Here is a 12940-nt window from a genome sequence, read left to right as displayed (position 1 = left end):
GTTAATCTCCATGTAGCGTTACAAGTATTACACAAACTATTTTCTAATGAGAATAATTTTTTGCCGGTAAACGCTATATTTTGATCGTTCGCTCAAAGAAGCATCTTTTTTTACGAAAAAGTTAAAAATTGCAGCGAAAACAGCCGTATTCCATGGGACTTATCCCAATTTTGCAGCGACTGCTTTTAGCACTTTTTATGAAACAAGATACTTTTTGAATAAATGAGCGCCACATTTTGCGGCGCTCATTAATGCTCATGGTCACGTTTTTAATTAAACAACATGCACCGAAGAAGTATTGGTTGTGCCGCTCTGAACCAGTGCGCCAGAAACCATGACAACGATATCACCTTTCTGAGCCAGACCACTTTCAATCGCGGCTTCTTTACCGATACGGTAGAAGTCGTCAGTAGAAGCAATCTCTTTCACCAGCTGAGTCACTACGCCTTTTGTCAGGATTAACTGACGTGCAGTGATTTCATTGGTGGTCAGGGCAAGGATAGTCGCATGCGGGAAGTATTTACGCACGGCTTTTGCTGATTTACCGCCGCTGGTTGCGACCACGATCAATGGTGCATCCAGTTTCTCAGCTGTTTCAACAGCACCGCGGCACACTGCTTCAGTGATGCGCAGTTTGCGATTTTCGTTCTGGCCATCGATGCGGCTTTGCATCACGCGGTCAGTACGGTCGCAGATGGTGGCCATGATAGTCACTGCTTCCAGCGGGTATTTACCTTTCGCACTTTCACCGGACAGCATGACTGCGTCGGTACCGTCGATGATGGCGTTCGCCACGTCGCCAGCTTCAGCGCGGGTAGGGCGTGGGTTTTTGATCATGGAATCGAGCATTTGCGTCGCGGTGATGACCACTTTGCGCGCACGGTTACATTTCTCAATCATCATCTTCTGCGCGAAGATCACTTCTTCAACCGGGATTTCAACGCCCAGGTCGCCACGTGCAACCATGATACCGTCAGAAGCTTCGAGGATTTCGTCGAAGTTGTTCAGGCCTTCCTGGTTTTCGATTTTGGAGATGATCTGAATGTGCTCGCCACCGTGTGCTTTCAGGTGTTCGCGGATTTCCAGAACGTCAGAACGTTTACGGATGAAAGAAGCCGCAACGAAATCAACGCCTTGTTCGCAACCGAAGATCAGGTCGCGCTTATCTTTTTCAGCCAACGCTGGCAGAGCGATAGAAACGCCTGGCAGGTTAACGCCTTTGTTTTCGCCCAGATCGCCATTGTTCAGCACTTTACAGGTCACTTCAGTTTCGGTGACGTTAGTCACTTCCATGCCGATCAGACCATCGTCCACCAGAATGGTGTTGCCGATTTTCAGGTCAGCGGCGAAGCCCTGATAAGTGACAGCAACACGTTCGGTGTTACCGATCACGCTTTGGTCAGTGGTAAAGGTATAAGTCTGGCCCGCAACCAGAGAAGCGTCTTTGCCGCCTTCCAGTTTCATGGTGCGGATTTCAGGACCTTTGGTGTCCAGCAGAATTGCCGCTTTGTGACCGGTCTTCGCCATCACGTTGCGGATATTTTGAATGCGCTGACCGTGCTCTTCATAATCACCGTGGGAGAAGTTCAGACGCATAACGTTCATGCCTGCATCAAGCAGTTTGGTCAGCATTTCTTCGGATTCGGTTTTCGGGCCGATGGTACAAACAATTTTGGTCTTTTTCATGACGATTTTATCTACAAGTTGTGATGGATTGGAAAAGTGTTTGCCTGACAGCATGGCTGCCCGCGCGGAATTGGGGTGTTGCCTGGTTGAATCAAATCATTACTAAGCGTAGAAGACTGTGAAAGGAATGGTGTAGTAAGTTCAGCCAAAGCATAGCGATTTGTGCGATTTATCATCGCTACTGGAGTGGTCACGCTTTTATAAGTGCGATATCGACAGATCAAGGGGCTGAAACCATTCAATCGAAGAGACGATGCGTATTATAGAGGGGATCAGGTTGGGAAACCAAATAAAAAACGTGATGCGGCGCAAGCTTAGCGCAGATTTCGGAACGTTGTTTTGAAATTATCCAATGCGGGCAGGGGAGAAAGCACAGGCGATAACGCTTTGTTCACGCAACTTTCAAAAATGACACATACGGGAAATAATCTTAAAAAAATACAAACGGATGACTTAACGTAAATTCAAAAGGTCATGAGAAATCTGTCAGGAAATGTTCAGGGTGTTTTGAGGGAGTGTGTTGCAAGAGGAGAGTTTGGGAAGTTGCTTTGGTGCGTCCGAGTGGACTCGAACCACCGACCCCCACCATGTCAAGGTGGTGCTCTAACCAACTGAGCTACGGACGCACAATATGCAACGGTACTGCTAAGAAAGATGGTGCGTCCGAGTGGACTCGAACCACCGACCCCCACCATGTCAAGGTGGTGCTCTAACCAACTGAGCTACGGACGCATCGTTTTTCTTTTTCGTCAGCCAGTGTTGGCGACGGGGACGAATATTAACGACCTCTCTGAATACTGGCAAGGGAAAAAAGACATTTTCCTGTCATATTGTGCGTGACTGCCGAGCTTATGTGCATTGCGTTGTTTTTTTAGGCATAACAGCCAGCGTACTGGCTGAAAATTCCGCGCACCGGGACATACATTCACGGCCCGCGGAAAGCGGAAGGGGATCAACGGCCCGCTTTTTGCAAAATGGTATAAGAGGGCTGTTTCTGCAACCAGCGCATCCGTAACGTCATCATCAACGCGGCGAAGGTCAGGCCCAGAATAAATCCGCACCAGAAACCGCTCGGCCCCATACGTGGCACCAGAAAATCGGTCAGACCGAGGGTATATCCCACCGGCAGCCCCAGCACCCAGTAGGCCACAAAGGTAATATAGAAGATTGAACGTGTGTCTTTATAGCCGCGCAACACGCCGCTGCCGATAACCTGTACCGCATCTGAAATCTGGAACAGCGCCGCAAAGATTAAAAGATGCGACGCCAGCGTCACCACTTCCGGGCTGTCATTATAAAGAGAAGCAATGTCCTCGCGGAAAATGATGGCCGTCAGACTGGTGCAACAGGCCATCATAATGCCCGTACAGATACTGGTATAAGCAGCCACTTTTGCGCCCTCGACGGAGGATTCACCCAGCCGCGAGCCTACCCGGATGGTGGCAGCAACCCCCAGCGATAAGGGGATCACAAACATCAGCGAACCGACATTCAGGGCGATCTGGTGGCTGGCAACCGCCACGATACCCAGCGGGGAGACCAGCAGGGCAACGATCGCAAATAGCGTCACTTCGAAAAATAAGGCCAGCGCAATCGGCATGCCTAACTGGATCAGGCGGCGCAGCGTCGGCCAGTCAGGTTTAGCAAAGCGCGAATGTGGCTGAGTATCACGCAGGGCGCGATTGTGGCGCACATAAATGCGCATCATAAAGAACATCACCCAATACACCGTGCCGGTTGCCACGCCGCAGCCCACACCGCCGAGCGCGGGCGCACCAAATTTCCCGTAAATGAAAATGTAGTTAACAGGAATATTGACCAGCAGGCCGATAAAGCCGAAGACCATGCCCGGCTTAGTTTTGGACAACCCTTCACACTGATCGCGCAGCACCTGGAAAAACAGATAGCCCGGCGCGCCCCACATGATGGCGTGCAGATAGCCGACGGCTTTCGCTTTCAGCTCAGGATCAATATTGTGCATCAGGTCGAGAATATGGTTGCTCTGATACAACACCGCGATGACCAGAACGGAGACGCCGGAAGCCAGCCAGAAACCCTGCTGGACCTGATGACCTATTTTGTCGCGGCGGCCTGCGCCATTGAGATGTGCAATGGTTGGTGTCAGCGACAATAATAAGCCGTGACCGAATAAAATCGCGGGCAACCAGATGGAGGTACCGACGGCGACGGCAGCCATGTCCGTTGCGCTGACGGAGCCGGCCATTATAGTGTCCACCACGCCCATGGAGGTTTGAGCTATTTGCGCAAGGATGACCGGGATGGCAAGCGCTAATAACACCCGCGCTTCTGCAAGGTACTTCTGCACAGATACACCTTTTTTGTTGATTATATTGAATAAAAAAAGCCACAAGACGCGGCATTGAACAGAGAAAAATAGTCCGAAGATTGTACATCGTCGGTATTTTTAAGCAAACAAAGCTGTTAACAGCCGGTTAAATAATGAAATTGAAGCGGACGGTGCTATTTCTTACCGCAGAAAATTGGCTTTCAATTAATTCTGCGGCAAACTGGCGGAAGTGACGTTTTAATACAACAGATTCAAACATTGAGGAAAAGGCTATGTTTACCGGAATTGTACAGGGCACCGGAACGGTAGTGTCTGTCGACGAGAAACCCAATTTCCGTACCCATGTTGTTCGTTTACCTGAAGATATGCTGGATAACCTGCAACTTGGTGCGTCGGTTGCGCACAACGGGTGCTGTCTGACGGTGACCGAAGTCAACGGCGATCTGGTCAGCTTTGACCTGATGAAAGAAACACTGCGTCTGACCAATCTCGGTGATCTGAAAGAAGGTGACCAGGTTAATCTGGAACGCGCCGCGCGCTTTAATGACGAAATTGGCGGACATTTAATGTCTGGTCATATTATTTGTACTGCGGAAGTCGCAAAAATTCTGACATCAGAAAATAACCGTCAGATCTGGTTCCGTATGCCACATGAAGATTTGATGAAATATGTATTACATAAAGGGTATATCGGCATTGATGGTATTAGTCTCACCATCGGCGAAGTGACCCGTACCCGTTTCTGTGTGCATCTGATTCCGGAAACGCTTCAGCGTACAACGCTGGGAACCAAGCGTCTGGGCGACAAGATTAATATCGAAATCGATCCGCAAACACAGGCGATCGTCGATACCGTCGAGCGCGTCTTAGCCAGCCGCGAAGCAGCGATGGCAACGGCACAGGCGATGATCGATAAAGCCGAATAGTGCCTTTTCAGGTGATTTACAGACACAAAAAAACCGGACGTTGAATGTCCGGTTTTTTTTGGTCACGTCATACTGCCATTAACGCGGAACGCGCATCCCGCCATCAACCCCTTCAGGGCTGAAGACCACCTGCCACAACTGAATGTCACGGGCTCTGAACGCACCCGCACAAGCATTGAGGTAGTAAGTAAACATGCGGTGGAAACGATCCCCATATTTTTCTGCCAGTTCCGGCCAGTATTTCTGAAAACGTTCATGCCACGCCATCAGCGTACGATCATAATCCGCACCAATGTTGTGCCAGTCTTCCATTACGAACAATGATTCACTGGTTTGCGCAATTTGCTGAACAGACGGCAGACAACCGTTCGGGAAGATGTATTTATCAATCCACGGGTCGACGTTCAGATCTGTTTTATTAGAACCGATGGTGTGCAGCAGGAAAATGCCGTCAGGTTTGATATTGCGTTTGGCGACATTAAAGTAGGTCTGATAATTTTTCGGACCCACATGTTCGAACATCCCGACAGAGACAATGCGGTCAAACTGATCGTTGAGGTCACGGTAATCCTGCAACAGGATGGTGACATCCAGACCTTCGCAGCGTTTCTGGGCGAGTTTTTGTTGTTCAGCGGAAATCGTAACACCCACGACGCTCACGCCATAATGCCGGGCAGCATACTCGGATAATCCACCCCAGCCGCAACCGATGTCCAGCAAGCGCAGGCCCGGTTTTAATTGCAGCTTATCGCAGATCATTTTGAGTTTTGCTTCCTGCGCTTCTTCAAGCGTAGTGGCGTCCTTCCAGTAACCACAGGAATATTGCATATAAGGGTCGAGCATCAGGCTGAATAAATCATTGCCCAGATCATAATGCTCTTTGCCGACAATCCATGCCCGTTTGCGTGATTGCAAATTGGTCAGGCGTGCCGCCGCGATACGCAAGGTATCTTTAAAATGGTGGGGGAGTTTATTTTCCAAACCGGCACGAAGAACGCGCTGGAAAAAGATATCCAGACGGTCGCATTCCCACCAACCGTCCATATAACTTTCGCCGAGGCCCAGAGAACCTTCCTGTAAAACACGCTTAAAGAAGTCAGTGTTTTTTACTTTAAGGTCGAAAGGACGATTACCATTTACCTGAATATCTGCCATCGCCAGCATTTCACTGGCGATGCGGTACCACTGATTGTCCTGAATGCTTTGGTCTTCTATACACGATGAACTCATAGCTTCTCCATCACTTTCTCTTCTGACTTATTAACCTGCCGGGAAAAGCAAAGGCTATTTTTGCAGGTCTTTATGAGAACAGACGACTCAGCGCCTCGTCCAATATCCGACACCAACAGAGGAAATTAGAAGAACACCTGCGCGCCGGGGGCGTGCAGGGAAATCGTCCTTGAAAAACGCACTATAAAAAATAGTGTGACGCTGTCCGCGCGTCGGGCTTAAGTATGTAATAAAAGTTTTGTAAAAATGCTATTTTATTGGGTTTTGTTGAGTATAGGCTCGCAGGCAGGCATTCTCAATAGTTAATCGTCGCAAATGAAAATGTCCGTTAAGTGATTGTTACTTAAGGTCATTATCACCCTTGGTTCGCCTGCCCGCGCTGAGCTTCCTGCCCGGATTTCTGTTTCACATCCTGAGTACTTTCTGGCCGCAGTGACAGCCACCGGCCCAAAACCACCAACAATAGTGTAGACAGCATGATTGTGACTGTCGCCATTAATGGTTGCACAATAAATGCGGAAACCAGCAGACTGGCGAGGAAACACAGCCCCAGTTGCAGGGTATTCTGCAACGCCGCCGCTTTCCCTGTATTAGCAGGAAATGGCATTAAGGCATTTGCGACAACAATTGGATAGATTGCACCATTCACCAGAGCCATTAAACAGAACGGGATCAACAGGCTGATCAGTCCGGCATGGGTGAACATCCCGATACAGAACAAACTCACCATACTCACCGCATAACCCGCCAGTAACCACGGCAAAATCCGGTTTCCGTCCAGCTTACTGATCAGAACGCGACAGCCGAAACCGCCCAGCAGGAACGCGATGGTCTGCGGAACATAACTCAGGCCAATGGCACCAGGGGAATAGCCCATGTCGCTTAAAATAAACGGTGAACCGGTCAGCCACGCGAAGAAACCAGCGGAACAGGCGGAGTAAATCATGACGTTACCGCTGTAAACCCGTGATTTAAGCAAGGTGCCAAAGCCCGCTTTATCGGCTTTGGCCTGTGGCGCAGGTTTGTTTTCGCGCAATGTCAGCGTGGTGATCAACAGAACAACAGCCACGACGGTCAGCAGGGCAAAGATCGCTTCCCAGTCAAAATGATTCAGCACCCATGCGCCGAGCAACGGGGCGAGGGCTGGGGAGAGCGCCACCAGCGGCATAATGCTGGCGAAGGTTTTTTTAGCCACATCCGCCGGGAAACGGTCAACGACGATGGCCTGCCAGGTGACGGCTGCCGCACAAACGCCCATTGCCTGCAGGAACCGCAAGGCCAGCAGGGCGCGCACGTTTTCAACCCACAACACACCCAGACAACCCACTGCAAACAGTGTCAGGCCAATGAGCAATACCGGTTTACGGCCGATTCGATCGGACAGCGGCCCCCACAACAACTGGCCGATGGCAAAGCCGCCGAGAAAAATACTCAGGCTGGCGCTGATCATGCCCGGACTGGTTGTCAGACTGGTTTGCATGGCGCTGAAGGCAGGAAGGTACATGTCGGTGGCTAAAAAGCCGAGCATGCTCAGTCCCGCGAGATAGAGCATAAATCCAAAGGAGGGTTTCATTATTGTCTCGTTAATGTCGTGATTGCAGGTGATTTGACGCAGATTACGTACCGGAGGCGGAGTTTAACGCTTTGATAACAGCGTTGTGAAACGCTAATATTTGCACTCTGCTATCAAAAAAATTGAAGGCTAAAATATGTGGTCAGAATACGCTCTTGATGTGGTGGATGCGGTGGCAAGAACGGGCAGCTTTAGTGCCGCGGCGCAGGATTTACACCGCGTGCCTTCTGCCATCAGCTACACCGTCCGGCAGCTTGAACAATGGCTGGCAGTGCCGTTATTTGAACGCCGTCATCGTGACGTGGTGCTGACGCCTGCGGGCAAGGTTTTTGTCGATGAAGCCCGCATTCTGACAAAAAAAATGATAGCCACCCGTCGCCAGTGTCAGCAGGTCGCTAACGGCTGGCGCGGCGAACTACGCGTGGCGGTAGACCGGATTGTTAAACCCGCGCGGACGCGAAGGCTGGTACTCGATTTTTACCGCCATTTTCCCGATACGGAACTGATCATCCACTCGGAAGTGTTTAACGGTGTCTGGGATGCGCTGGTGGACGGAAGGGCGGATGTGGCTATCGGTGCCACGAGAGCCATACCGGTGGGTGGCCGGTTTAATTTTCGCGACATGGGATTCATGGACTGGCACTGCGTGGTCAGCCCCCAACATCCGCTGGCGCAGTTGTCCGGTGCGCTCAGGGATGATCAGCTGCGGCCTTATCCGGCGCTCTGTCTGGAAGACACCTCCCGCACATTGCCCAAACGCGATACCTGGACGCTCGACAACCAGCGACGTCTGGTGGTGCCTGACTGGACCTGTGCGCTGGAATGCCTGACGGAAGGATTATGTGTCGGCATGATGCCGGTTCATCGCGTCATCCCGTGGATAGAACAGAATAAATTGCAGGTGCTGACACTGGAAAATCGTTTCCCCGACAGCCCGTGTTGTCTGACGTGGGACCAGAGCAATCCGTCGCCGTCACTGGCGTGGTTACTGGACTATATGGGCGATACAGAAACGATGAATGAGGAATGGTTGCGGGATTAGCAAAAAAACGCCTGCACAGGCAGGCGTTGTTAAACAATTAACGACGGTAGTCGCGGTACGGACCGTCGGCCACGGAACGGCGTTCAACCAGTTTCGGATGCACTTCGATGGTCTGCGATTCTTCGCGCTTACTGACAATTCTGTCCAGCAACATGGTAAAAGCCATTTCGCCCAGACGCTCTTTGGGCTGATGAACCGTGGTCAGCGCCGGTGAGAAATAGCGGGCATTACGCACATTGTCATAGCCGATCACAGAGATATCCTGCGGAACCCGCAGGCCAAGCTCATCGGCTGCACAAATGGCGCCCATCGCCATCACGTCACCGCCACAGAACACCGCAGTAGGGCGGCTTTTCTGCATCAGGATTTTATGCATCGCCTGATAGCCGGATTCCGGTTCGAAATCGCCCTGAACGACCCATTCATCACGCAGAGGGATATTGGCTTCGGTCAGTGCCTTCACGAAACCCTGGAAACGACCGCCGCCGGTATTACGCGCCAGTTGCCCCGGGATCACACCAATATCGCGATGACCGCGTTCAATCAGATAACGACCGGCCATGTAGCCGCCCTCGAAAGCATTATCAATAATGCTGTCGGTGAAGTTTTTACGCGCCTCGCCCCAGTCCATGACGACCATCGGGATTGAGCGGTACTCCTCCAGCATATTAAGCAGTTCGTCGGGATATTCCGCGCACATCACCAGCAAGCCATCGACGCGTTTTTGCGCGAGCATCTGCAGGTAAGCCTGTTGTTTCTCCAGATTGTTGTGCGAGTTACACAAAATCAGCGTGTAGCCTTTGGAGAAGCAGCTGTTTTCGACGGCTTCAATCACTTCGGCGAAATAGGGCGCTTCACTGGAGGTGGCCAGCAGACCGATCGTTTTGGTGTTATTAACCTTCAGGCTGCGCGCCACGGCGCTTGGCGAATAGTGTAAGTCCTTGATGGCAAGAAGAACCGCAGCTTTAGTTTCTTCGGCGACGAAACGTGTTTTATTGATGACGTGCGACACGGTTGTAGTGGAAACGCCAGCGCGCTTTGCGACATCTTTAATCGTTGCCATGTAAACAATGACTCCTGAACTCACGTGTTTCAGCACGTTAGCATTATGTTAATCGTTTGCTTGCGTGGATTTAACTGCTGACTTCTAAAAGGGCAGTGAAATCGTTGGGTGGATTCTTCAGAATGAGGCGTGAAATGCTCTCGGGTGAAATCGACCGGCACACAGGCGTGGTAACCGACAATTTTCTCTTATAATGCAGGAAAGTGGAAGCAAAATTCTCATGACAGCATTGTCATTCAGCACAAGATTTTAAATGTGAATTATGAGAAAATGCGTTGGCACACATTTAGTGTGGCTTAAAAAATGCCACAACTTGATCCGAAAGGGGGTTTGATGGACAGCAACCTGAAATTATCGTTGATCACCACGGTATGCGCTTTGCTTATGATTATCGCTTTCAGCTTTACTGCGGTAATGAACTGATTTTATAAGCGATCCGCAATAAAAAAGGGCGATCCCGGTAACAGGTATCGCCCTTTTCAATGTGATGCAGTCACCTTATCCGCCGACATTCTTCCCTGCAGAAACTCTTCGTTAAATGCTATTCATTGGCTGATTAGCGAAACTTCAGACTTAACGAATTGTTTATTATCGGATCGTTTTCGGGGTCATTACCCGACGTGCGCCCACATAGTGATCTTGCCAGTAATCATCGCCCAGTGAGGTGATTTTAATGTCTTCACCGGTTCTTGGCGACTGGATGAATTTGCCATTACCGACATAAACACCCACATGGTCTGCTGCGCCGCGATTATTAATTCTGAAAAACACCAGATCGCCGCTTTCCAGTTCACCGCGTTTGACCGGTGCCGCATCGCGAAGATGGTACATTTCATTCGCTGTGCGTGGCATCTTAATGCGAATCAAATCTTTGTAGGCATAATAGACTAAGCCACTGCAATCAAAACCGGTGTTGGGAGAGGTGCCGCCCCAGCGATACGGTTTACCGACCTGGTGCATCAGCTTGGTCATCGCCGTTTGCTGTGCGTGCTGATAACGTTTTTTGTGTGTCGCGCTCAGCGTAATCGGTTTGCTGTCTTCTTCTCGGAGCTTCTTGCCCTTGCGGTGGCGGCCATAAGCGTCTTTCTTACTGACCTTTGCGCTGCTGTTTTTTGCCAGTGCACGGGTTTTGGTTTGTTTCTCGGTCTTGCTCTCGGCCCGCGTGGTCCTGAGGGTCTTTTCTTTTTTACTCTCAGCCCGGGGCGTTTTTACGCTTTTATCAGAAGTAGCCTTTCGTTTAACCAGTTCAGTACTTTTTACTTTCTTCTTCGAATTCTTGTCCTGTGTTTTTTGTTCTGTTACCGGCGCGATTTTTGATTTTTTATTGGTTTTGGCGGCGGCGGTCTTTCGCTTTCGGCGTTCTTCAGGGGCGGCCTGATTAACATGGCTCTTTCGCTGATCGGCAGAGACGCGCGTCTGTGGCGATGCATGGGCGATATTGAGGAAAAGCTGGGTAAAGAGCAGCACAAAAAGCGTGAACAGTAAGCGCATAGCTTCGTTACCATGAGTGGTAGGGTTAAACATCAGGGTTGTCAGAGTATTGCCTAAAAGAACCCGACAAAAAAGCACGAATTGACTCGATTCTAGATCATATTGTGAGAAAAAGTTAATAGCTTTTTTTATGTCGAAATAACCGCCATTTTTAGTCAATAAAATAACCATTTTTCATCAGGTTAATATTTGAGTTAAAGAATGGGATTTTGCAAATCTGACATTATCGTTGAACGCCAAAAATGTTATTCTCGATGAATCTTTAAATATGTGAACCTGAACCCAGGCGCCGAAAATTGTTTAATAAAATGCCAGTATTGAGAAAGACCCCACAAAAAATGGCGTTTTTATCTGGTGGCAGCCATCGTTACAATAGAAGGCATTGTGTTTGCGCACCGTCTTTGTGTGCTGCGCGTGAAGAGTAATGACCGTGACAGCCTGTACCGGCTTGAGGAAGCAAGAAATGACCACTCCAACGATTGAAAAGATTCAGAAGCAAGTTTCTGAAAACCCGATTCTGCTGTACATGAAAGGTTCTCCAAAACTGCCAAGCTGCGGTTTCTCCGCTCAGGCCGTTCAGGCGCTTTCCGCTTGTGGCGAACGTTTCGCTTACGTTGATATCCTGCAGAACCCGGATATCCGCGCTGAGATGCCTAAGTTTGCTAACTGGCCAACTTTCCCGCAGTTGTGGGTTGATGGTGAACTGGTTGGCGGTTGTGACATCGTGGTTGAGATGTTCCAGCGTGGCGAACTGCAACAGCTGATCAAAGAAACGGCTGAGAAATACAAATCTTCTGAAGAGTAATGTCTGAGAAGAGCCGGTCTTGTAGCTGGCGAATAAAAAGAGCGACATCATGTCGCTCTTTTTTTTGTCTGCTATCCGCACTCAATCCGCTATTGCTGATTTTCTTCCGGTGCCGTTTCGGCTTCGTCTGCGGTCATCGCCAGCGGCCAGCCGCCCAGGCGTTTCCAGCGGTTTACCAGCTCACAAAACAGTTCTGCGGTGCGTTCGGTGTCATATAACGCGGAATGCGCCTGACTGCTGTCAAACACCATTCCCGCGCTGATACAGGCTTTCGCCAGAACCGTTTGCCCCAGCACCAGACCGCTTAAGGCGGCGGTATCGAATGTCGCGAAAGGGTGGAACGGATTGCGTTTCAGCCCGGCACGTTCCGCTGCAGCCATCAGGAAACTGTGATCGAAATTGGCATTATGCGCCACGATAATGGCACGGTTGCAGTTTTGCTCTTTCATGCCCTTACGGATGACTTTGAAAATCTCGTGCAGGGCGTCATATTCGCTGACTGCCCCGCGCAGCGGGTTCGTCGGATCGATACCATTGAATGCCAGTGCTTCCGGCACCAGAATTGACCCCTCGAAAGGTTCAACATGGAAATGTACGGTCTCATCGCTTTGCAGCCAGCCGTCCTCATCCATCTTCAGGGTGATCGCCGCTATTTCCAGCAACGCATCGGTTTGGGCATTAAATCCGGCAGTTTCTACATCAATAACCACGGGATAAAAACCACGGAAACGGCCTCTCAGGGCGTTAATGTCACTATTCTCGGCCATTAGTTTCTTATCTTCATCGAATTCAGCGCGCATTATGACAAATTTTGCC

12 protein-coding genes and 2 tRNA genes are annotated in these 12940 nt (G+C 50.1%); 5 read left to right on the top strand and 9 right to left on the bottom strand.

The window, feature by feature from the left end:
* Positions 1-273 precede the first annotated feature (273 nt).
* From pykF to J9880_RS20815, 4 genes are all read right to left on the bottom strand, one after another.
* Positions 274-1686, bottom strand: a complete 1413-nt coding sequence (gene pykF / locus J9880_RS20830; RefSeq protein ID WP_015697801.1) for a pyruvate kinase PykF — start codon at positions 1684-1686, stop codon at positions 274-276.
* Positions 1687-2235: 549 nt separating this feature from the next.
* A tRNA-Val gene (locus J9880_RS20825) sits at positions 2236-2312 on the bottom strand.
* A 29-nt stretch (positions 2313-2341) separates the two neighbouring features.
* Positions 2342-2418 (bottom strand) — tRNA-Val (locus J9880_RS20820).
* A gap of 220 nt (positions 2419-2638) precedes the next feature.
* Complete coding sequence (locus J9880_RS20815) at positions 2639-4012, bottom strand: MATE family efflux transporter (protein ID WP_119826253.1); 1374 nt, start codon at positions 4010-4012, stop codon at positions 2639-2641.
* A gap of 254 nt (positions 4013-4266) precedes the next feature.
* Between J9880_RS20815 and J9880_RS20810 the strand changes: the two genes are divergently transcribed.
* Positions 4267-4920, top strand: coding sequence for a riboflavin synthase subunit alpha (locus J9880_RS20810; RefSeq protein WP_095921466.1), 654 nt, complete (start codon positions 4267-4269; stop codon positions 4918-4920).
* Positions 4921-4998: 78 nt separating this feature from the next.
* Here the strand turns inward: J9880_RS20810 and cfa are convergent, their stop codons facing one another.
* Both cfa and punC read right to left on the bottom strand, forming a co-directional pair.
* Positions 4999-6150, bottom strand: coding sequence for a cyclopropane fatty acyl phospholipid synthase (cfa, locus tag J9880_RS20805; protein ID WP_095921467.1), 1152 nt, complete (start codon positions 6148-6150; stop codon positions 4999-5001).
* 355 nt (positions 6151-6505) lie between these two features.
* Positions 6506-7723 carry a purine nucleoside transporter PunC gene (gene punC / locus J9880_RS20800; protein ID WP_232769878.1) on the bottom strand — a complete coding sequence of 406 codons (1218 nt, stop codon included), beginning with the start codon at positions 7721-7723 and terminating at the stop codon, positions 6506-6508.
* Between the two features lie 136 nt (positions 7724-7859).
* Between punC and punR the strand changes: the two genes are divergently transcribed.
* A complete protein-coding gene (gene punR / locus J9880_RS20795; protein WP_232769877.1) occupies positions 7860-8765 on the top strand; it encodes a DNA-binding transcriptional activator PunR in 906 nt (301 codons plus the stop codon).
* Between the two features lie 37 nt (positions 8766-8802).
* Here the strand turns inward: punR and purR are convergent, their stop codons facing one another.
* Entirely contained in the window at positions 8803-9828 is a 1026-nt protein-coding gene (purR, locus tag J9880_RS20790) for an HTH-type transcriptional repressor PurR (RefSeq protein ID WP_095921470.1), read from the bottom strand.
* Between the two features lie 303 nt (positions 9829-10131).
* On the opposite strand from purR, the gene cydH reads away from it, so the two are divergent.
* A complete protein-coding gene (gene cydH, locus J9880_RS25210) occupies positions 10132-10251 on the top strand; it encodes a cytochrome bd-I oxidase subunit CydH (RefSeq protein ID WP_095921471.1) in 120 nt (39 codons plus the stop codon).
* 165 nt (positions 10252-10416) lie between these two features.
* Here the strand turns inward: cydH and J9880_RS20785 are convergent, their stop codons facing one another.
* On the bottom strand, positions 10417-11319 hold the full coding sequence (locus tag J9880_RS20785) for a C40 family peptidase (protein WP_232770497.1): 903 nt from the start codon (positions 11317-11319) through the stop codon (positions 10417-10419).
* 354 nt (positions 11320-11673) lie between these two features.
* Between J9880_RS20785 and J9880_RS25095 the strand changes: the two genes are divergently transcribed.
* Together J9880_RS25095 and J9880_RS20780 are read left to right on the top strand one after the other, a co-directional pair.
* Positions 11674-11802 (top strand): hypothetical protein, encoded by a 129-nt coding sequence (locus J9880_RS25095; protein ID WP_267890961.1) that lies wholly within the window; start codon positions 11674-11676, stop codon positions 11800-11802.
* Positions 11783-12124 carry a Grx4 family monothiol glutaredoxin gene (locus tag J9880_RS20780; protein WP_015697793.1) on the top strand — a complete coding sequence of 114 codons (342 nt, stop codon included), beginning with the start codon at positions 11783-11785 and terminating at the stop codon, positions 12122-12124. Before J9880_RS25095 ends, J9880_RS20780 begins: the two co-directional genes overlap by 20 nt.
* Before the next feature lie 89 nt (positions 12125-12213).
* Here the strand turns inward: J9880_RS20780 and rnt are convergent, their stop codons facing one another.
* Positions 12214-12924: a ribonuclease T gene (rnt, locus tag J9880_RS20775; RefSeq protein ID WP_095921473.1), complete on the bottom strand. Its 711-nt coding sequence runs from the start codon at positions 12922-12924 to the stop codon at positions 12214-12216.
* Between the last annotated feature and the right edge of the window lie 16 nt (positions 12925-12940).

It is taken from the genome of Rahnella victoriana, assembly GCF_021276285.1.
In the GTDB taxonomy this organism is placed as follows: Bacteria; Pseudomonadota; Gammaproteobacteria; order Enterobacterales; family Enterobacteriaceae; genus Rahnella; species Rahnella victoriana.
Note: the sequence above shows the minus strand (reverse complement) of the source record. Positions and strands in the feature narration are given on the sequence as shown.

What these genes read in the sequence shown, in the direction of transcription:
- punC (WP_232769878.1), bottom strand. Translation starts at nt 7,723, where the DNA reads ATGAAACCCTCCTTTGGATTTATGCTCTATCTCGCGGGACTGAGCATG.
- cfa (WP_095921467.1), bottom strand. Translation starts at nt 6,150, where the DNA reads ATGAGTTCATCGTGTATAGAAGACCAAAGCATTCAGGACAATCAGTGG.
- J9880_RS20785 (WP_232770497.1), bottom strand. Translation starts at nt 11,319, where the DNA reads ATGCGCTTACTGTTCACGCTTTTTGTGCTGCTCTTTACCCAGCTTTTC.
- cydH (WP_095921471.1), top strand. Translation starts at nt 10,132, where the DNA reads ATGCCACAACTTGATCCGAAAGGGGGTTTGATGGACAGCAACCTGAAA.
- J9880_RS20810 (WP_095921466.1), top strand. Translation starts at nt 4,267, where the DNA reads ATGTTTACCGGAATTGTACAGGGCACCGGAACGGTAGTGTCTGTCGAC.
- pykF (WP_015697801.1), bottom strand. Translation starts at nt 1,686, where the DNA reads ATGAAAAAGACCAAAATTGTTTGTACCATCGGCCCGAAAACCGAATCC.
- J9880_RS20780 (WP_015697793.1), top strand. Translation starts at nt 11,783, where the DNA reads ATGACCACTCCAACGATTGAAAAGATTCAGAAGCAAGTTTCTGAAAAC.
- purR (WP_095921470.1), bottom strand. Translation starts at nt 9,828, where the DNA reads ATGGCAACGATTAAAGATGTCGCAAAGCGCGCTGGCGTTTCCACTACA.
- rnt (WP_095921473.1), bottom strand. Translation starts at nt 12,924, where the DNA reads ATGCGCGCTGAATTCGATGAAGATAAGAAACTAATGGCCGAGAATAGT.
- punR (WP_232769877.1), top strand. Translation starts at nt 7,860, where the DNA reads ATGTGGTCAGAATACGCTCTTGATGTGGTGGATGCGGTGGCAAGAACG.